This is a genomic window from Bacillus jepli (genome assembly GCF_047238305.1).
Lineage (GTDB): Bacteria > Bacillota > Bacilli > Bacillales > Bacillaceae_L > Ferdinandcohnia.
This window is the reverse complement of record NZ_JBDFMO010000001.1, coordinates 3,643,216-3,662,217: the sequence shown is the minus strand read 5'-3', so window position 1 is coordinate 3,662,217 and position 19,002 is coordinate 3,643,216. Positions and strand designations below refer to the sequence as shown.

22 protein-coding genes are annotated in these 19,002 nt (G+C 37.9%); all 22 read left to right on the top strand.

The features are described 5' to 3' along the window. The first annotated feature begins 4 nt into the window (after nt 1-4). Nucleotides 5-949 carry an ACP S-malonyltransferase gene (gene fabD / locus ABC371_RS18745; RefSeq protein WP_412898181.1) on the top strand — a complete coding sequence of 315 codons (945 nt, stop codon included), beginning with the start codon at nt 5-7 and terminating at the stop codon, nt 947-949. A gap of 1 nt (nt 950) precedes the next feature. Continuing rightward, nucleotides 951-1,691: a 3-oxoacyl-[acyl-carrier-protein] reductase gene (gene fabG / locus ABC371_RS18740; protein ID WP_412898180.1), complete on the top strand. Its 741-nt coding sequence runs from the start codon at nt 951-953 to the stop codon at nt 1,689-1,691. Between the two features lie 96 nt (nt 1,692-1,787). Further along, entirely contained in the window at nt 1,788-2,021 is a 234-nt protein-coding gene (locus ABC371_RS18735; RefSeq protein WP_136378312.1) for an acyl carrier protein, read from the top strand. 61 nt (nt 2,022-2,082) lie between these two features. Next, entirely contained in the window at nt 2,083-2,814 is a 732-nt protein-coding gene (gene rnc / locus ABC371_RS18730; RefSeq protein WP_412898179.1) for a ribonuclease III, read from the top strand. 128 nt (nt 2,815-2,942) lie between these two features. Continuing rightward, a complete protein-coding gene (gene smc / locus ABC371_RS18725) occupies nt 2,943-6,512 on the top strand; it encodes a chromosome segregation protein SMC (RefSeq protein ID WP_412898178.1) in 3,570 nt (1,189 codons plus the stop codon). 17 nt (nt 6,513-6,529) lie between these two features. Beyond that, nucleotides 6,530-7,519 carry a signal recognition particle-docking protein FtsY gene (gene ftsY / locus ABC371_RS18720; protein ID WP_309534754.1) on the top strand — a complete coding sequence of 330 codons (990 nt, stop codon included), beginning with the start codon at nt 6,530-6,532 and terminating at the stop codon, nt 7,517-7,519. A 126-nt stretch (nt 7,520-7,645) separates the two neighbouring features. Continuing rightward, complete coding sequence (locus ABC371_RS18715; RefSeq protein ID WP_412898177.1) at nt 7,646-7,975, top strand: putative DNA-binding protein; 330 nt, start codon at nt 7,646-7,648, stop codon at nt 7,973-7,975. Nucleotides 7,976-7,987: 12 nt separating this feature from the next. Further along, nucleotides 7,988-9,328 (top strand): signal recognition particle protein, encoded by a 1,341-nt coding sequence (gene ffh / locus ABC371_RS18710; RefSeq protein ID WP_412898176.1) that lies wholly within the window; start codon nt 7,988-7,990, stop codon nt 9,326-9,328. A 149-nt stretch (nt 9,329-9,477) separates the two neighbouring features. Next, nucleotides 9,478-9,750 carry a 30S ribosomal protein S16 gene (gene rpsP, locus ABC371_RS18705; RefSeq protein ID WP_309534751.1) on the top strand — a complete coding sequence of 91 codons (273 nt, stop codon included), beginning with the start codon at nt 9,478-9,480 and terminating at the stop codon, nt 9,748-9,750. A gap of 14 nt (nt 9,751-9,764) precedes the next feature. After that, nucleotides 9,765-9,995, top strand: a complete 231-nt coding sequence (locus tag ABC371_RS18700; protein WP_412898175.1) for a KH domain-containing protein — start codon at nt 9,765-9,767, stop codon at nt 9,993-9,995. A 223-nt stretch (nt 9,996-10,218) separates the two neighbouring features. Then, nucleotides 10,219-10,605, top strand: coding sequence for a YlqD family protein (locus ABC371_RS18695; RefSeq protein ID WP_412898174.1), 387 nt, complete (start codon nt 10,219-10,221; stop codon nt 10,603-10,605). 12 nt (nt 10,606-10,617) lie between these two features. After that, nucleotides 10,618-11,130, top strand: a complete 513-nt coding sequence (gene rimM / locus ABC371_RS18690) for a ribosome maturation factor RimM (RefSeq protein WP_412898173.1) — start codon at nt 10,618-10,620, stop codon at nt 11,128-11,130. Between the two features lies 1 nt (nt 11,131). Beyond that, nucleotides 11,132-11,869 (top strand): tRNA (guanosine(37)-N1)-methyltransferase TrmD, encoded by a 738-nt coding sequence (trmD, locus tag ABC371_RS18685; protein ID WP_412898172.1) that lies wholly within the window; start codon nt 11,132-11,134, stop codon nt 11,867-11,869. A 135-nt stretch (nt 11,870-12,004) separates the two neighbouring features. Further along, nucleotides 12,005-12,349, top strand: a complete 345-nt coding sequence (gene rplS, locus ABC371_RS18680) for a 50S ribosomal protein L19 (RefSeq protein ID WP_057996892.1) — start codon at nt 12,005-12,007, stop codon at nt 12,347-12,349. Between the two features lie 140 nt (nt 12,350-12,489). Next, on the top strand, nt 12,490-13,023 hold the full coding sequence (gene lepB / locus ABC371_RS18675) for a signal peptidase I (protein WP_309536259.1): 534 nt from the start codon (nt 12,490-12,492) through the stop codon (nt 13,021-13,023). Between the two features lie 51 nt (nt 13,024-13,074). Next, the gene (gene ylqF, locus ABC371_RS18670; RefSeq protein ID WP_412898171.1) at nt 13,075-13,917 is read left to right on the top strand and encodes a ribosome biogenesis GTPase YlqF; all 843 of its coding nucleotides are present in this window, start codon (nt 13,075-13,077) and stop codon (nt 13,915-13,917) included. 83 nt (nt 13,918-14,000) lie between these two features. Continuing rightward, on the top strand, nt 14,001-14,777 hold the full coding sequence (gene rnhB, locus ABC371_RS18665) for a ribonuclease HII (protein ID WP_412898170.1): 777 nt from the start codon (nt 14,001-14,003) through the stop codon (nt 14,775-14,777). Beyond that, entirely contained in the window at nt 14,777-15,373 is a 597-nt protein-coding gene (locus ABC371_RS18660; RefSeq protein WP_412898169.1) for a hypothetical protein, read from the top strand. Before rnhB ends, ABC371_RS18660 begins: the two co-directional genes overlap by 1 nt. Then, a complete protein-coding gene (locus tag ABC371_RS18655; protein WP_412898168.1) occupies nt 15,370-15,660 on the top strand; it encodes an EscU/YscU/HrcU family type III secretion system export apparatus switch protein in 291 nt (96 codons plus the stop codon). The genes ABC371_RS18660 and ABC371_RS18655 overlap by 4 nt, the downstream gene beginning before the upstream one ends. Before the next feature lie 291 nt (nt 15,661-15,951). Then, nucleotides 15,952-17,112 carry an ADP-forming succinate--CoA ligase subunit beta gene (gene sucC / locus ABC371_RS18650; RefSeq protein ID WP_412898167.1) on the top strand — a complete coding sequence of 387 codons (1,161 nt, stop codon included), beginning with the start codon at nt 15,952-15,954 and terminating at the stop codon, nt 17,110-17,112. Between the two features lie 18 nt (nt 17,113-17,130). Continuing rightward, nucleotides 17,131-18,033, top strand: a complete 903-nt coding sequence (sucD, locus tag ABC371_RS18645; RefSeq protein ID WP_136378328.1) for a succinate--CoA ligase subunit alpha — start codon at nt 17,131-17,133, stop codon at nt 18,031-18,033. A gap of 67 nt (nt 18,034-18,100) precedes the next feature. Then, nucleotides 18,101-18,982, top strand: coding sequence for a DNA-processing protein DprA (gene dprA / locus ABC371_RS18640; protein ID WP_412898166.1), 882 nt, complete (start codon nt 18,101-18,103; stop codon nt 18,980-18,982). Nucleotides 18,983-19,002 lie beyond the last annotated feature (20 nt).

Here is a 19,002-nt window from a genome sequence, read left to right as displayed (position 1 = left end):
TAGAATGAGTAAGATTGCATTCGTTTTTCCAGGACAAGGATCTCAAGTTGTAGGAATGGGGAAGGAATTAGCTGATTCTTCAGAGGTAGTTCATGATATTTTTACAAGAGCTGACAAAGCATTGGAAGAGGAGCTTTCCTCTTTGATTTTTAACGGACCACAGGACACGCTCACATTAACGGTGAACGCACAACCGTCTCTGTTAACAACAAGTATTGCCATTCTAGAAAAATTCAAAGAAGCAGGTATAACACCTCAATATGTTGCTGGTCATAGTCTTGGTGAGTACACAGCATTAGTCGCTTCTGGTGCACTAAGCTTCGAGGATGCTGTACGTACGGTTCGTAAACGCGGTGAGTTTATGGAGGAAGCCGTTCCTGCAGGTCAAGGAACAATGGCAGCAATCCTTGGAATGGGTAGCGATGACTTACAAGCAGTAACAGATGAAATTTCAGCAGCAGGACATCCTGTTCAGCTTGCTAATATCAATTGTCCAGGTCAAATTGTGATCTCAGGTGCTGCCGAAGGTGTTCAGCAGGCTTGTGAGTTGGCCAAGGAAAAAGGTGCGAAACGCGCGATTCCACTCGAGGTTAGCGGACCATTCCATTCATCATTAATGGAGCCTGCAGCTGAAAAGCTACGTTCGGTACTCAATCAAATTGAAATTAGTGATGCATCTATTCCTGTTGTAGCAAATGTGAATGCTACGGAAATGACATCTGCTGAACAAATCAAAGAAAATTTAGTGAAGCAATTATATTCTCCTGTACTATGGGAAAATTCAGTTCAATACATGCTTGATCAAGGAGTAGACACCTTTATCGAAATTGGACCTGGTAAGGTTCTCTCTGGATTAATAAAGAAAGTAAATCGCAGAGTTACCACATATGCAATCAGCGATTTAGGAACACTCGAAGCAACCATTCAAGCGTTAAAGGAGGGACAATAGAATGTTAAATGGAAAGGTAGCATTGGTGACCGGCGCTTCACGTGGCATCGGACGTACGATTGCAATTGAACTTGCAAAAGCAGGTGCGAAGGTAGCGGTAAACTATTCCGGTAGTGAGCAAAAAGCGAATGAAGTAGTTGATGAAATCAAAGCATTAGGACAAGAAGCGTTTGCGATTCAAGCGAATGTATCGGATGCAGATTCAGTTGCGACAATGGTGAAAGAAGTTATAGCAACATTTGGTAGTCTTGATATCCTTGTTAATAATGCAGGAATTACACGCGACAATTTATTGATGAGAATGAAAGAAGAAGAATGGGACGATGTTATTAATATCAACCTAAAAGGTGTATTTCTCTGTACAAAAGCTGTTACAAGACAAATGATGAAGCAGCGTTCTGGTAAAATTATCAATGTCGCCTCTATCGTAGGGGTTAGTGGTAATCCTGGACAAGCTAATTATGTTGCAGCTAAAGCAGGTGTGATCGGATTCACCAAAACTGCTGCTAAAGAATTAGCGAGTCGCAATATTAACGTTAACGCAGTTGCACCAGGGTTTATTACGACAGATATGACGGATAAACTTCCTGAAGATGTAAAAAACGAAATGCTAAAATTAATTCCTCTTGCAAGATTCGGTGAAACAACTGATATTTCTGGAGTTGTTTTATTCCTAGCATCCGACCAAAGCAATTATATGACAGGTCAAACCCTTCATATTGACGGCGGAATGGTTATGTAAAAAAGAAAAAGCGCGAAATTGATATCCTTTTGGCTAAACGTGCTTGCGCTTTTCTAGTAAAACCAAATATAATACCTTGAGGGGAGGTGAATGGAAATGGCAGATGTTTTTGAGAGAATTACAAAAATCGTGGTTGACCGCTTAGGTGTTGAAGAATCAGCAGTTAAATTAGAGGCTTCTTTTAAAGATGATCTTGGAGCGGATTCACTAGACGTTGTTGAACTAGTTATGGAACTTGAAGACGAGTTTGACATGGAAATTTCAGACGATGAGGCTGAAAAAATTTCTACAGTTGGTGACGCTGTTAATTACATAAAAAGCCAGCTATAATTCTTAAAATGCAAAAGTCCCGTTATATAGACGGGGCTTTCTCCTTGGGAGGTTACGTAAGGTGAAGCGGATAAATAAAGACAAAGGCAATAAGTTTACGCCAAAATTTAAAGCTTTTCAGGAGCGACTAGGGGTTCATTTTCATAATGAAAGTCTACTTATTCAAGCATTTACACATTCATCTTATGTGAATGAGCATCGAAAAAAGCCGCATGAAGATAACGAACGGCTTGAATTTTTAGGAGATGCTGTTTTAGAGCTAACCATTTCCCAGTTTTTATTTAAAAAGTTTCCAATTATGAGCGAGGGTGAATTAACAAAGATGCGGGCAGCTATTGTATGTGAACCGTCTCTAGTTACATTTGCAAATGAGCTGAATTTTGGGGAACTTGTTTTACTTGGAAAAGGTGAGGAAATGACTGGTGGGAGAGAACGACCAGCCCTGCTTGCAGATGTGTTTGAAGCATTTATCGGGGCATTATACCTTGATAAAGGCTTAGAGGTAGTTAACCAGTTTTTAGATGAAACAGTAATTCCTAAAATTAATGCGGGTGCTTTTTCTCATGTGATGGATTATAAGAGTCAGCTACAAGAGCTCGTGCAACGAGATGGGACCGGAATTATCGAATATAAGGTGCTTCAAGAAAAAGGACCTGCCCATAGTCGTGAATTCATTTCGAGGGTATCCCTAAATGGTGAGGAACTAGGGACAGGTACAGGTAGATCGAAAAAAGAAGCTGAGCAGCATGCAGCAGAAATTGCTTTGAAAAAGTTAAAAAGCAAACAACAATAAGCTAGTGTACCCCACGTTTTCGTGGGGTTATATTTTTGCCAAAAAGTTATGCTGTAAAAAGTAATCCAATAAACAGTAGTTTGTGTTAAAATATGTAGGACTTGAATTTCGAATTGAGGGGGAAGCTTATGTTCCTCAAACGTTTAGATATAGTAGGATTTAAATCGTTTGCTGAAAGAATTGCGGTAGATTTTGTACCTGGTGTGACGGCTGTCGTTGGACCAAATGGAAGTGGGAAAAGTAATATTACCGACGGGATTCGTTGGGTTCTTGGAGAACAGTCTGCAAAATCACTGCGTGGTTCGAAAATGGAAGATATCATTTTCGCGGGAAGTGACAGCCGGAAAGCATTGAATGTGGCTGAAGTAACATTAACATTGGATAATGAGGACCACTTTTTACCAATCGATTATCATGAAGTGAGCGTAACACGCCGCGTCTATCGGTCTGGTGAAAGTGAATTTTTTATAAATAAACAAGCATGTCGACTAAAGGATATTGTAGATTTATTTATGGATTCCGGACTTGGTCGTGAAGCTTTTTCAATCATCAGTCAAGGGAAAGTAGAAGAAATTTTAAGCAGTAAAGCTGAAGAACGAAGAAGCATATTTGAAGAAGCAGCAGGCGTTTTAAAATATAAAACCCGTAAAAAGAAAGCAGAATATAAGCTTGCTGAAACACAGGAAAATTTAAATCGAGTTAATGACATTATTCATGAACTTGCATCGCAAATTGAACCATTGCAAATGCAGTCTTCGATTGCAAAAGACTATTTGGAGAAAAAAGAAGAGCTGGAAAAAATTGAAGTCGGCTTAACTGTATTTGAAATTGAAGATCTTCACGATAAATGGGAGAAACTTGCTCAGGTTGTTGAAGAGCATAAAGAACAGGAACTTGCTTTAAACACAAAGCTACAAAGCAAGGAAGCGAAAATCGAGGAGCTGAGAAGTGGAATCGAGGCGACAGATTCATCGATTCATGAGCTCCAACAGCTTCTTTTACGTACCAGTGAGGAACTAGAAAAGTTAGAAGGTCGAAAAGAAGTCTTAAAAGAACGCAAAAAAAATGCGACGCAAAATAAAGGTCAACTTGAAAACTCAATTTTTGAGTTGTCGCAAAGGTTAGAGAGCCTGAGCGAGAAAAAGCAAACTGAGCAACATGAACTAACAAAACTTAGTGAAGAAGTAAAAAAGCTTGAACAAGAGCTGAAAGAGAAACAAATTTTACTTGCTTCGTATGATCAAAACATAGAAGAAAAAATTGAGAATTTAAAAAGCGATTATTTTGAGTTGTTAAATAAGCAAGCCTCATATCGTAACGAAACGGGCTATATAAAGGAACAATTAGCACAGCAAGATGCGAAAGTAAATCGTTTAAATGAATCAAATCAAAAATATCTTATGGAGCGCAAGGAAATACTTGATGAAAAAGTACTACTCCAAACAAAACTTTCTGTTATTGAGCAGGAAATTAACCATCAAATTGTTTCATTTAGAGAAATACAAACAAAGCTAGAGAATAATAAGAAAAACTATCAGAAGCAAGAGAGTATGCTTTACCAGGCTTATCAATACCTACAACAAACGAAATCAAGGAAAGAAATGCTAGAAGAAATGCAGGATGATTATTCTGGATTCTTTCAGGGTGTTAAGGAAGTTTTAAAAGCAAGAAACGACCAACTTGAAGGTATTGAAGGGGCAATTGCAGAACTTATTCATGTGCCAAAGGAATATGAAACCGCGATTGAAATTGCATTAGGTGCAGCAACACAGCATATTGTTGTGGATAATGAAAAAAATGCAAGAACAGCGATCCAGTATTTAAAGAAAAATTCTTTTGGTCGCGCGACATTTTTACCAATGAATGTGATTAAGGAACGTTCGATTTCGGCAACACAGCTTGTTTCGATCAAAGGGCATCCAGCATTTATTGGTGTAGCTTCTGAATTAGTTACCTTTGAAGGAAGATATCGCTCGATTATCGCAAATCTGTTGGGAACCATTTTGATTACGACAGATTTAAAAGGTGCGAATGAACTTGCTTCCCTTGTAGGACACAGGTATCGAGTTGTTACCCTTGAAGGTGATGTTGTCAATCCAGGTGGTTCAATGACCGGTGGAGCTGTTAAACAGAAATCAAATTCTTTACTAAGCCGTGGTAGGGAGCTTGAGACCATTACAGAGAAGCTTTCTGATATGGAAGCGAAAACTGCTGAACTTGAAAAAACAGTCAAGGATAAGAAAAAGCAAATCGCAGAACAAGAAAGCATGCTTGAAAGCTTGCGTCAAGCTGGTGAAACATTACGTTTAAAAGAACAAACCATTAAAGGTGAATACCGTGAAGTGGCTTTAAAAGAGCAAAATGTGAATGAGCATTTGGAATTGTATGATGATGAAAAGCAACAGTACCAAGTTGATAAGGAAAGAATGACTGGTCGACTAGAAGAGTTAAAATCTGAATTAGCCACTCTTGAAGAAGAGCTCAACACATTGGATGAGACCATCAATCAGCTTAATTCCAAAAAATCTGACCAACAGACTTCACGAGAAACGGTCCAAACAGAAATTACAGATCAAAAGGTTATTTTAGCAAGAAAAAAACAAGCGCTTGAACATCAACAAGAGAAAATGAATCGGATAGAAGAAGAAGTGACTGAAGGGCTTGCTAAGCTAACAGATTTGAAAGAAGATTTATCGCTTCTGGATAATGAAATGACCTCAAGTAATTCTGGAGAAATGGAACTCGAAGAAGCAGCAAAACAAAAATTTAATGATAAAAATAATACAATTCAAATGATCAGCAATAAAAGAGAGAATCGCCTGAAACTACAAACGACACTTGAAGATCTTGAACGTGAATTAAAGGAATCAAGACGTCAACATAAGCAACTTGTAGATATTTTAAAGGATGAAGAAGTCAAAGTGAATCGTTTGGATGTTGAATTGGAAAATTGTTTAACTCATCTTCGTGAGGAATATTTATTAACCTATGAAGCTGCAAAAGAACAATTCCCACTTCAAATTGAAGTTTCCGAAGCTAGAAAGAAGGTAAAACTAGTAAAGCTTGCAATTGAAGAACTTGGTACAGTGAACCTTGGCGCAATTGATGAGTATGACAGAGTTTCGGAGCGTTATACATTCTTAACTGAACAGCAAAATGACTTGCAGGAAGCGAAGGATACTTTGTTCCAGGTCATAGACGAAATGGATGACGAAATGAAAAAAAGGTTTGAAACAACTTTTACAAGTATTCGCTCACATTTTGAAACTGTTTTTCAAGCGCTTTTTGGTGGTGGACGAGCAGACCTTCGCCTAACAGACCCAAATGATCTTTTAAATACAGGTGTTGAAATTGTCGCACAACCACCAGGAAAAAAATTGCAAAACTTAGGACTTTTATCTGGTGGAGAAAGGGCATTGACGGCAATAGCGTTGTTATTTTCAATCCTGAAAGTTCGACCGGTTCCATTCTGCGTATTGGATGAGGTTGAAGCAGCGCTTGATGAGGCGAATGTATTCCGATTTGCGCAATATTTAAAGAAATATAGTAAAGAAACTCAATTTATTGTGATCACTCACCGAAAAGGTACGATGGAAGAAGCAGACGTATTATATGGTGTGACCATGCAAGAATCAGGCGTTTCTAAACTTGTTTCAGTTCGCCTTGAAGAAACAAAAGAATTGGTTACCCAAAACTAGATTGAAAGGGGATTTACATGAGCTTTTTTAAGAAATTAAAAGAAAAGATTACAAATCAGACGGATGCGGTTACTGAGAAATTTAGGGATGGTTTATCTAAAACACGTAATTCCTTTTCCGAACGAGTGAATGATTTAGTTGCTCGCTATCGTAAGGTTGATGAGGACTTTTTCGAAGAACTCGAAGAAATTTTAATTGCAGCAGACGTCGGTGTTTCAACTGTTATGGAACTAATTGATGAATTAAAGATGGAAGTAAAGAAAAGGAACATTCAGGACACAAAAGAGGTCCAAGGTGTCATTTCGGAAAAACTCGTCGAAATTTACCAAGGTGGTGAAGAAAAATCACCAAAGCTTAATATTCAGGATGAAGGACTCACAGTCATTTTAGTAGTCGGTGTTAATGGTGTTGGTAAAACGACATCTATTGGAAAAATTGCAAATCGCTTGAAAAATGAAGGGAAATCAGTCCTATTAGCAGCAGGAGATACCTTCCGTGCCGGTGCAATTCAGCAACTTGAAGTGTGGGGCGACCGTGTGGGTGTCGATGTGATTAAGCAATCGGAAGGGTCAGATCCTGCAGCGGTAATGTATGATGCGGTTCAAGCGGCAAAATCTCGTAATGTTGATGTATTAATATGTGATACAGCAGGACGTCTTCAAAACAAAGTGAACCTAATGAAAGAGCTCGAAAAAGTAAAACGTGTAATCGAACGTGAATTACCAGGTGCTCCGCATGAAGTGTTGCTTGTTCTTGATGCCACAACTGGACAAAACGCTTTAACACAAGCGAAAACATTTTCGGCGGCTACAAATGTAACAGGTATTGTATTAACAAAATTAGACGGAACTGCTAAGGGCGGAATTGTCCTTGCGATTCGAAATGAACTAAATATTCCTGTAAAACTGGTTGGATTAGGAGAAAAAGTTGACGACCTCCAAGAATTCGATGCACAAAACTACGTCTATGGTTTATTCGCAGATTTAGTCGAAAAAACAGAAGAATAATACGTTTTAAAAAGAGCCTTCGCCAAAGGCTCTTTTTTAAGTAAAGTAAATTAGCTTGACAACGCTTTGTAAAGTAGGTAAACTATTGAATTGTAAAGGTATTTCACTTAACAAGGGGGAGATACTATGATTGAAAAAACAATGAGAATGAACTATCTCTTCGATTTCTATCAATCGTTGTTAACACCAAAGCAACGAAACTATATGTCTTTATATTATTTAGATGACTTTTCCCTTGGTGAAATAGCAGAGGAATATGAGATTAGTCGTCAAGCAGTCTATGACAACATCAAGCGTACAGAGACGATGCTTGAAGAGTATGAGGAAAAACTGTTACTATTTCATAAATTTCAAGAGCGCAGAAAACTGTTTGCTGAGCTTAAACGACTTTCACATCAATATGATGATAGCGTAGAGCTTCAAAATGTGATACAGTTGCTTGAGAAATTAGAATAGGAGGCGGCAAGAATGGCATTTGAAGGATTAGCCGACCGACTGCAAGGAACACTACAGAAAATTCGCGGTAAAGGAAAAGTATCAGAATCCGATGTAAAGGAAATGATGCGTGAGGTTCGTCTGGCCTTGCTTGAAGCAGACGTTAACTTCAAAGTTGTTAAGGATTTTGTAAAGCGTGTTAGTGAAAGAGCCGTTGGACAAGAAGTGATGAAAAGTTTAACTCCGGGACAGCAAGTTATTAAAGTCGTTCAGGAGGAACTTACTGCATTAATGGGTGGCGAGCAAAGTAAAATTGCGGTTGCCAAAAGACCGCCAACTGTTATTATGATGGTTGGTTTACAAGGTGCAGGTAAAACAACTACTACTGGTAAGCTTGCGAATCTATTACGAAAAAAACATAATCGTAAACCGTTTCTTGTGGCTGCAGACATCTATCGACCAGCTGCGATTGATCAACTGCAAACTTTAGGAAAACAACTGAATATGCCGGTCTTTTCTCTTGGAGACAAAGTGAGTCCTGTTGAAATTGCAAAGCAGGCAATTGAAAAAGCAAAAGAAGAGCATCATGACTACGTAATAATCGATACAGCCGGTCGTTTACACATCGATGAAGAACTGATGGACGAGCTCAAGCAAGTCAAAGAAGTTGCTCAGCCTGATGAGATTTTCCTTGTTGTGGATGCAATGACGGGACAGGATGCAGTCAATGTGGCACAAAGCTTTAATGATTTATTAGGTTTAACTGGCGTTGTTTTAACAAAGCTTGATGGAGATACCCGTGGTGGTGCAGCGTTATCTGTTAAGGCTGTTACAAATACACCAATTAAGTTTGTGGGTCTTGGTGAAAAGCTAGATGCGCTAGAAGCATTCCATCCAGAACGTATGGCTTCACGTATTTTAGGGATGGGGGATGTTCTGTCACTCATCGAAAAAGCGCAAGCTTCAGTTGATGAAGATAAAGCAAAAGAGCTTGAAAAGAAATTTAAGTCCATGTCTTTCACATTCGATGATTTCCTTGAGCAGTTAGCACAGGTGCGTAAAATGGGGCCTCTTGATGAGATCCTCGGTATGCTACCAGGCGCTAACAAAATGAAGGGATTGAAGAATGTTCAGGTTGATGATAAACAGATTGGCCATGTTGAAGCGATCATTCGCTCGATGACAAAAGTCGAAAGAGAACAACCTGAAATCATTAATTCAAGTCGTAAAAAGCGAATTGCAAAAGGTAGCGGACGAACTGTGCAAGAAGTAAATCGTCTATTAAAGCAATTTGAAGACATGAAAAAGATGATGAAGCAAATGACAAACATGTCAAAAGGTAAGAAAAAAGGATTTAAGTTTCCTTTTATGTAAATTAAAAACTCAAGGAAAACCATGTTTTTACTTGATTAAATGTAGTAATAATAACCATTTCACAGATGTAAAGAAAAAACACTTTACAAACAGATGTGGAACAGTTAATATTATATCTTGTTGAAATATTTTCGGAGGTGCTATTTAAAATGGCAGTAAAAATTCGTTTAAAACGTATCGGAGCAAAAAAATCTCCTTTCTATCGTATCGTTGTAGCTGATTCTCGTTCACCACGTGATGGACGTCAAATCGAAACAGTTGGAACTTATAATCCAGTTGTTCAACCTGCAGAGGTTAAAATTGATGAAGAATTAGCATTAAAATGGTTACAAAATGGTGCAAAACCATCTGATACTGTTCGTAACTTGTTCTCAAAACAAGGTATTATGGAAAAATTCCATAACGCAAAAAACGGTAAGTAATGGGTAACTCACAGATGAAAGAGTTAATTAAAACAATTGTGCAGCCGCTTGTTGATCATCCTGAAGACGTCGAAGTCACTGAGACTTCTGACAACCGTAATATCACCTATTTGCTAAGTGTAAATAAAGACGATATGGGTAAAGTAATCGGGAAACAAGGCCGTGTCATTAAGGCGATTAGAACTGTTGTCTATGCAGCAGGAACAGGCCATAATAAACGAATTCATCTAGAAATTAACGAATGAAAAGAAAAGTGAAGGCGGCTTGGTCAGAAACGAGAAATCTGGAGACTCCGACGAAGAAGCGTATTTTGCTTCTGCTGGAGGAGTTGAAGATTCTCGAGTTTCTAGCCGCTGGAGCTAGACAGAGTAGAGGAAAAGGGAGAGGGTAACCTCCCCTTTTTTTCTGTATAAATGATCAACACTTTTGCAAAGTCCTATGAATTATATGGTGAGGGTTGTGTGGTGTGTGAAAATCATCCAGACAGTTGAAGTGAAACAAATTTTAACGGAAAATAGTAAAGCAAAGCTCATTGGTTCTTTACAAACAAACAAAGACCAGCTTCTCAAAGAGTGTGACCAGCTTAAATTTGAACATAAAAAGATGGAAAGACAGAAGAAATTCGATTCAGCTAAAATCAAACTATATTTTACAAATGAAATTGACCTCAGACAGGAAAAAATCAAACATCTCGAGTTTCAAATTGAACAAATACATATGCTACCATTAGGCATTGAAATAAAAGAAAAGGAAGTCCAATCCCTTATTGACATAAATGTAGGAGACAACTGGGACGAAGCAACATCTGCACGAACAATCGTAATCAAAGAAGGTATAGTTGAAGAAATTCGTTAGGGGTGAACAGAAATGGATAAATGGTATAATGTCGGAAAAATTGTGAATACACATGGAATCAAAGGTGAGGTTCGCATTATCTCAAGAACGGATTTTCCTGAGGAACGCTACAAGATAGGAAACACATTATATATCTTTATGGAAGATAAAGACCCGATTGAGGTGAAAGTCCAATCATACCGAACACATAAAAATTTTGATTTAGTTACCTTTAAGGGCTATGAGAACGTAAATGAAGTAGAACGATTTAAAGGTGCACTAGTTAAGGTTCATGAAAGTCAGTTAGGGGAATTAGATGACGGAGAATACTACTTTCATGAAATTATCGGCTGTATGGTTGTAACAGAAGAAGGCGAAGAATTAGGTGCAATCAAAGAAATCTTAACACCAGGTGCAAACGATGTTTGGGTTGTTAAGGGAGCAAAAGGTAAAGACATTTTAATTCCGTATATTGATGAGATTGTGAAGGAAATTGATGTGGAGGATAAAAGAATTACCATTCACCTCATGGAAGGATTAATTTAACATGAAAATTGATATCTTAACTTTGTTCCCTAACATGTTTAATGGTGTACTTGGTGAATCTATTTTAAAAAAGGCTCAAGAAAAAGAAAAGGTTTCGTTCCGAGTTGTTAATTTCCGTGAATACGCGGATAACAAACATCAAAAAGTTGACGATTATCCATATGGTGGCGGGGCTGGAATGGTATTAATGCCACAGCCGATTTTTGATGCGGTTGAGGATTTAACGACACATACCGAATCTAAGCCGAAAGTGATTCTTCTTTGCCCTCAGGGTAAAAGATTTGACCAGCAAAAAGCGGAAGAACTTGCAAAAGAAGAGCACCTCATTTTTATCTGTGGCCATTATGAGGGCTATGATGAGAGAATTCGTGAACACTTAAGTACAGAAGAAATTTCAATTGGGGATTTTGTCTTAACTGGTGGCGAGCTTGCTGCAATGGTGATCTCAGATAGTGTCGTAAGACTTTTGCCAGGTGTGCTGGGAAATGAGGATTCACCAGTACAAGATTCCCACAGTACTGGATTATTGGAGCATCCCCACTATACTAGGCCAGCAGATTTTAGGGGAATGACAGTGCCGGAAGTGTTATTGTCCGGAAATCATATGCATATTGAAGAATGGCGAGAAAAAGAATCACTTCGACGTACCTTCAAAAGAAGGCCAGATTTACTTGAAAACTACCAGTTATCACCTAAGCAAGAGAAGTGGGTAGAAGAATTTAAAATAGATGAAGAGTAGCTATTGCAACAATGAAAGGATTATGGTAATATACTCTTTGTGACTTAGGACTTATTGTCCGTTGTCTTATTAAGATGTTCCGCTGCAATGAATGAATATTGGTAAGAGCATCTGTTGGAAGGAGTTGAAAAGACGATGCAAAACATTATTGAAGAAATCACAAAAGAACAATTAAGAACTGACCTTCCTGTATTCCGTCCTGGAGATACTGTACGTGTACACGTGAAAGTTATCGAGGGTACTCGTGAACGTATTCAGGTTTACGAAGGTGTTGTGATTAAGCGTCGTGGTGGTGGAGTTAGCGAAACATTCACTGTTCGTAAGGTATCTTACGGAGTAGGTGTTGAACGTACATTCCCAGTGCATACACCAAAAATTGCGAAGCTTGAAGTAGTACGCCGTGGTAAAGTACGCCGTGCGAAATTATACTACTTACGCGAACTTCGTGGTAAAAAAGCACGTATTAAAGAAATTCGATAATAAAAAAGAAAGGAGCTTGTATAAAAATAACAAGCTCCTTTTACATTTGCGTGGGTAATTATTATAATAAGAGAATAATACATAATGATTTAGATAAATTCTGATTGGTAGTTGAGAAAAGAATAGGTGGAGGAGCAATGATGGCCAAACAAAAAAATGAACTTTGGGAATGGATTAAAGCGTTAGCGATAGCTGTTATTTTAGCAGCTGTTATCCGTTATTTTTTCTTTGCACCGATTGTAGTAGACGGGCTATCAATGATGCCAACTCTTCATCACCAAGACCGTATGATCGTCAATAAAATTGGCTATAAGGTTGGTAAACCGGAACGCTTTGACATTGTTGTCTTCCATGCAACAGTAGAAAAAGATTACATCAAGCGCATAATTGGATTACCTGGTGATCGAATTGAATACAAAGACGATATTCTCTACATCAATGGTAAACCGTATGATGAACCGTATCTAGAGGATTATAAGAAAAATCTAATCGATGGTCCACTTACAGATCCATTTGTATTTGAAGAAGTTCCAGAAGGGCATCTGTTTGTGATGGGGGACAATCGTCGCTACAGTAAAGACTCACGCCATATAGGTCCAGTCCCTATAAGCGAAGTCCTCGGAGAAACAAGCCTAATCTACTGGCCACTATCTGACTTTGGTATTGTGAAATAATTCCAAAGCAAAAATATTCATAAATTAAACCATATAAGTTGGTGAAGCATTTTGACAATTCAATGGTTTCCAGGCCACATGGCAAAAGCAAGGAGACAAGTAACAGAAAAACTCTCACTCATCAACATCGTATTCGAACTTGTGGATGCTCGAATCCCAGCATCATCAAGAAATCCAATGATCGATGAAATCATTAAAAATAAGCCGAGACTACTCCTTTTAAACAAAGCTGATATGGCTGATCCGAAGATAACAAAGGAATGGATTGAATACTTTAAAGAAAATGGTATACACGCCCTAGCTATAAATTCACAAGCAGGAAACGGCATGAAACAAATCGTGAGTGAAGCAAGGGGAATTTTAAAAGAAAAATTCGATAAAATGGCTGCCAAGGGAATTCGACCGCGTGCCATTCGTGCGTTAATCGTTGGTATCCCAAATGTCGGAAAATCGACTTTAATTAATCGCTTAGCCAAGAAAAATATCGCGCAAACAGGTGATCGCCCTGGTATAACAAAGGCGCAGCAGTGGATCAAGGTAGGAAAAGAACTAGAACTCCTTGATACTCCTGGTATTTTATGGCCAAAATTTGAGGATCAAGAAGTGGGTTTGAAACTCGCCACAACTGGTGCGATTAAAGATACAATTTTAAACTTACAAGATATCGCAGTATATGCTCTTAGATTTTTAGAGGACAATTATCCAGAAAATTTTAAGGAACGTTATTCTCTTGAAGAAATTCCGGATGATATTGTATTGCTTTTTGACGAAATTGCAAAGCGTCGTGGAACTAGAATGTCTGGTGGGGTTACCGATTACGATAAAACAGCTGAATTAATTATTCGAGAAATCAGAACTGAAAAACTAGGTAGGCTCACATTTGAAAAACCGTAAAGGTTCGCATAATGCGGGCCTTCATTTTTTTGTAAAAATGACGATATTAAATACATAGAGCGTAAGAAATAGAAGGTGAAGGCATGTCACAATTAACAATTAAAGATATCGAAAAGAAGTTAGTGACGATTACTGATGAACAGGATTCGTTTCTAAAAGACTGCGAACAAGATAGCCGGAAAGGCGTTCAAGTTCTGTTGCAGCGTTGGAAAAAGAAAAAGGCAGAAGAAAAGGCGTTAGAGCAACAATATAAAGAAATGACCCAATATGAACAATCTCTTTATAAAAAAGGTTTTACATATATTGCAGGTGTTGATGAAGTTGGTCGTGGCCCATTGGCAGGACCTGTTGTGGCTGCTGCGGTTATTTTGCCTCAAGACGCCTATTTACCTGGCTTGAATGACTCAAAGAAACTATCTGAACAAAAAAGAGAGGAATTATTTCAACTAATAACAGATCGTGCTACTTCCGTTGGAATCGGGATCATACCTGCTGATGTTATTGATGATGTAAATATATATCAAGCTACAAAGCAGGCGATGAAAAAGGCCTTATTAGGTTTGTCTGTTAAGCCTGATCATCTTTTAGTCGATGCAATGGAAATTCCAATTGATATTCCACAAACATCTATCATAAAAGGGGATGCGAAAAGCGTGTCCATCGCTGCCAGCTCTATCATTGCAAAAGTAACGAGAGATCGTCTTATGGTACGATTAAGCCACGAGTTTCCACAATACGGATTTGAAAAGCACATGGGATATGGAACGGCATACCATCTAGAAGCACTTAAAAAATATGGTGTTACAAGTGAACATCGTCGTTCATTTGCTCCAGTACGAGAGTTAATCGAGGTAAAATAATGATACCAATTCATATACTTCAAATCTTAATGAAGAGTGAAGCCTTTCAAAAGCTTCACTCATTATCAAATGCAAATCCAATTGGACAAAAGACACAAAATGCTACCACTCATCTTTCTAATTTATTACCAACAGTAGAGGGAGAAATAGCAGACAAAGCAGTCAATCCAAGCCGTTTACTTCAAACAGATACTGTTGAATTAACATCTAATGATTCAACTCAATTTCTCCAGCAACAAATCACTTTTCAAAACTCAGCTAATCAAACTATATCGATTCGTATGGATGGTAAGAAGAAAAACGGGAAAATCGATCCTGATTTTTGTCATCTCCTTTTTTCTTTAGAACTAAATGAATTAAATGAGGTGGTCATTGATGTTAAAGTTCAAAACCGAATTCTATCCATGTCCATCTTTAATGACAGAGAAGGAATCGAGTTTCTAGTTGAAGAACTAAAGCCCTCTCTTCAAACCAATCTGGAAAAACAAGGATATTTGCTTTCGTCAATTAAAATCATAAACCCAACTGCACAAGACCATCAATATGAGAAAACCAGATGTGAAGAAGGACATGAAAAAGTGGATGTGAAAATATGAAAAAGGCATCGGAAGAAAAAGGGCTGAAGGCAGTTGCCCTGTCATACGATCAAAAGCTAGATTCTGAGCCAAAAATTATTGCAAAAGGTAAAGGGATCATTGCTCAAAATATCATTGAGATGGCTGAGACCCATAATATCCCCATAGAGGAGGATCGTGCATTAGTAGAGCTATTAGGTGAACTCAAATTAAATGAGGGGATTCCTGAGGAATTGTACCAGGTAATCGCGGAAATCTTTGCTTTTATTTATAAAATGGATAAAAGTTTTGAAAATCGAGATGAATAGTTTTTCGATATAGTATTTTTATAATTAGAGAAAAAAGAATAAATTCATGCGAAATGGTAGACAAGTAGTATTTTCAGTTATAAAATGAAAGCGCAGTCTAATTTTTGTCTAGTTTGCGTCATTATGATTTGGGTTAATTCCCGGTCATTTAAATGATGTCCTTTTCTATGCGCATATGATTTTTCTGAAAAATTATAATTGTCATAGAAAGATTTAAAAAGAAAATGTATAATAACATTTGGACTGACAAAAAATTCTTTGCTTTTTTTACATAAGAATGGAGGATGGGAAATGAATATCCATGAGTATCAAGGAAAAGAGATCCTCAGAAAATATGGGGTAGCTGTTCCAAATGGTAAGGTTGCATTCACAGTTGACGAGGCTGTAGAAGCTGCAAAAGAACTTGGAACCCAAGTTTGTGTTGTTAAAGCGCAAATTCATGCAGGGGGTCGTGGTAAAGCTGGTGGTGTTAAAGTTGCGAAAAACCTAGAAGAGGTTCGTACATATGCTAACGAAATTCTAGGTAAAACTCTTGTTACACACCAAACAGGTCCAGAAGGAAAAGAAGTAAAGCGTCTTCTAATTGAAGAAGGCTGTGATATTAAAAAAGAGTACTATGTTGGACTTGTACTAGATCGTGCAACTTCTCGCGTTGTTTTAATGGCTTCTGAAGAAGGTGGAACAGAAATCGAAGAGGTTGCTGAAAAAACTCCTGAAAAGATTTTCAAAGAAGAAATCGATCCTGTTGTTGGATTATTGCCATTCCAAGCACGTCGAATTGCATTTAATATTAACATTCCAAAAGAATTAGTGAATCAAGCCGTTAAATTCATGACAGCTTTATACACTGCATTCGTTGAAAAAGATTGCTCAATTGCTGAAATCAACCCTCTAGTGGTAACTGGCGATGGCAAAGTAATGGCTCTTGATGCGAAATTAAACTTCGATGCTAACGCATTATATCGTCAAAAAGATGTATTAGAGTATCGTGACTTAGACGAAGAGGATGCAAAGGAAATTGAAGCATCCAAATATGATTTAAGCTATATTTCACTTGATGGAAACATCGGCTGTATGGTTAATGGTGCAGGACTTGCGATGTCAACAATGGATATCATTAAACACTACGGTGGAGATCCTGCGAACTTCCTTGATGTTGGGGGCGGCGCAACAGCTGAGAAAGTAACTGAAGCATTCAAAATTATTCTATCTGATGAAAACGTAAAAGGTATTTTTGTAAACATTTTTGGGGGCATTATGAAATGTGATGTTATTGCAGAAGGTGTTGTAGCTGCAACAAAAGAAGTAGGTTTGGAAATTCCTCTAGTAGTACGTCTTGAAGGAACAAATGTAGATTTAGGTAAAAAGATTTTACAAGAATCTGGTCTAAACATCACGGCTGCTGAATCAATGGCAGACGGTGCACAAAAAATCGTATCACTAGTAGGGTAAGAAAGGCAGGGGACAAACATGGGTGTTTTTGTTAATAAAGATACAAAAGTAATTGTTCAAGGGATAACAGGTGCTACGGCGCTTTTCCATACAAAACAAATGCTTGAATATGGTACTAAAATTGTTGGTGGTACTTCACCTGGTAAAGGTGGTACTGAGGTTGAAGGTGTTCCTGTATTCAATACGGTTAAAGAAGCAGTTGATCAAACAGGTGCAACAGCATCAGTCATTTATGTACCTGCTCCATTTGCTGCGGATGCAATTATGGAAGCAGTTGACGCAGAACTAGATCTAGCAATTTGTATTACAGAGCATATTCCAGTATTAGACATGGTTAAAGTGAAACGCTATATGGAAGGTAAGAAGACTCGTCTAGTCGGTCCTAACTGCCCTGGTGTGATCACAGCTGACGAATGTAAAATTGGTATCATGCCTGGATATATTCATAAAAAAGGCCATGTAGGTGTTGTATCACGTTCTGGTACGTTAACATATGAGGCTGTACACCAATTAACACAAGCTGGTATTGGTCAAACAACAGCAGTAGGTATTGGTGGAGACCCTGTTAACGGAACAAATTTCATCGATGTATTAAAAGCGTTTAACGAAGATGAAGAAACATATGCGGTTATCATGATTGGTGAAATCGGTGGAACAGCTGAAGAAGAAGCTGCAGAGTGGGTTAAAGCAAACATGACAAAACCAGTTGTAGGATTTATCGGTGGACAAACTGCACCTCCAGGAAAGCGTATGGGACATGCTGGCGCAATTATTTCTGGTGGTAAGGGTACGGCAGCCGAAAAGATCAAAACAATGAATGAATGTGGGATTAAGGTTGCTGAAACGCCATCTGTAATGGGTGAAACGTTAATTTCTGTTCTAAAAGAAAAAGGTTTATACGAAAAGTGTAAAACTCACTAATAAAATATAGAAATGAGACAGTTCTATCCTGTGGAACTGTCTCTTTCTGATGAAAAAAGGAGAATATATGGAAAAAATTCGTGAAAATTTAATACATCTTCACCATTGTCGGGGAATAGGCTGGAAATCTATTTTTCGAATTCTACAGCATGATCCAACACTTTCTTCTATTTATAATTATCCCTCATCATTTTATGAAAAAATCCTTCCTTTAACAAAAATTCAAATCAATATTTTTTTAAAAGATTTGCATTCTTTATCAATCCAAAGTATGCTAAAACAATATAGCAATAAAAGTGTGGGCATTATTACCATATTTGATCAAGAATATCCTCGTCTTCTGAAACAAATTTATGACCCACCATGGGTGTTATATACTGCAGGGGACAAGGCATTATTAAACAGTGAAAAATTAATAAGCGTAGTTGGCTCCCGTACACCTACCGCATCGTGCAGGCAAAGTATGACAAAGGTGTTGGTGCCCTTACTCAAGCAAAATTGGGTATTGGTTAGTGGTTTGGCGCGTGGAATAGATACAATGGCTCATAGACTAGCAATCGCTCATAATGGGAAAACCATAGCGGTCATTGCTGGCGGCCTTCAACATATTTATCCCCTTGAAAACAAAGAGTTGGCAACTACTATCACTCAAAATCATATACTTATATCTGAATATCCCCCTTTTACAAAGCCAGAAAAATGGCAGTTTCCGATGCGGAATCGAATAATTAGCGGTTTGACACATGGCACATTAGTTGTAGAAGCAAAAGAAAGAAGTGGTTCGTTAATCACAGCAGATCAAGCACTAAACCAGGGTAGAGAAGTTTTTGCCATCCCAGGGTCTATTCTAGAACCTTCATGTGTTGGAACGAATAAATTAATTCAATCAGGAGCAAAACTGGTGCTTAGCAGCGAGGATATTTTATCAGAAATTCACACTTTTTCTTAAAAAATGAATGAAAAATGTAT

Excerpts from the sequence above, each read along its gene's own strand:
- rplS (WP_057996892.1), top strand. The coding sequence starts at position 12,005 with ATGCAAAACATTATTGAAGAAATCACAAAAGAACAATTAAGAACTGAC.
- sucD (WP_136378328.1), top strand. The coding sequence starts at position 17,131 with ATGGGTGTTTTTGTTAATAAAGATACAAAAGTAATTGTTCAAGGGATA.
- ABC371_RS18660 (WP_412898169.1), top strand. The coding sequence starts at position 14,777 with ATGATACCAATTCATATACTTCAAATCTTAATGAAGAGTGAAGCCTTT.
- rnhB (WP_412898170.1), top strand. The coding sequence starts at position 14,001 with ATGTCACAATTAACAATTAAAGATATCGAAAAGAAGTTAGTGACGATT.
- smc (WP_412898178.1), top strand. The coding sequence starts at position 2,943 with ATGTTCCTCAAACGTTTAGATATAGTAGGATTTAAATCGTTTGCTGAA.
- rpsP (WP_309534751.1), top strand. The coding sequence starts at position 9,478 with ATGGCAGTAAAAATTCGTTTAAAACGTATCGGAGCAAAAAAATCTCCT.
- ffh (WP_412898176.1), top strand. The coding sequence starts at position 7,988 with ATGGCATTTGAAGGATTAGCCGACCGACTGCAAGGAACACTACAGAAA.
- fabD (WP_412898181.1), top strand. The coding sequence starts at position 5 with ATGAGTAAGATTGCATTCGTTTTTCCAGGACAAGGATCTCAAGTTGTA.
- rimM (WP_412898173.1), top strand. The coding sequence starts at position 10,618 with ATGGATAAATGGTATAATGTCGGAAAAATTGTGAATACACATGGAATC.
- ftsY (WP_309534754.1), top strand. The coding sequence starts at position 6,530 with ATGAGCTTTTTTAAGAAATTAAAAGAAAAGATTACAAATCAGACGGAT.
- trmD (WP_412898172.1), top strand. The coding sequence starts at position 11,132 with ATGAAAATTGATATCTTAACTTTGTTCCCTAACATGTTTAATGGTGTA.
- ABC371_RS18715 (WP_412898177.1), top strand. The coding sequence starts at position 7,646 with ATGATTGAAAAAACAATGAGAATGAACTATCTCTTCGATTTCTATCAA.
- sucC (WP_412898167.1), top strand. The coding sequence starts at position 15,952 with ATGAATATCCATGAGTATCAAGGAAAAGAGATCCTCAGAAAATATGGG.
- fabG (WP_412898180.1), top strand. The coding sequence starts at position 951 with ATGTTAAATGGAAAGGTAGCATTGGTGACCGGCGCTTCACGTGGCATC.
- lepB (WP_309536259.1), top strand. The coding sequence starts at position 12,490 with ATGGCCAAACAAAAAAATGAACTTTGGGAATGGATTAAAGCGTTAGCG.
- ABC371_RS18655 (WP_412898168.1), top strand. The coding sequence starts at position 15,370 with ATGAAAAAGGCATCGGAAGAAAAAGGGCTGAAGGCAGTTGCCCTGTCA.
- ABC371_RS18700 (WP_412898175.1), top strand. The coding sequence starts at position 9,765 with ATGAAAGAGTTAATTAAAACAATTGTGCAGCCGCTTGTTGATCATCCT.
- dprA (WP_412898166.1), top strand. The coding sequence starts at position 18,101 with ATGGAAAAAATTCGTGAAAATTTAATACATCTTCACCATTGTCGGGGA.
- ABC371_RS18735 (WP_136378312.1), top strand. The coding sequence starts at position 1,788 with ATGGCAGATGTTTTTGAGAGAATTACAAAAATCGTGGTTGACCGCTTA.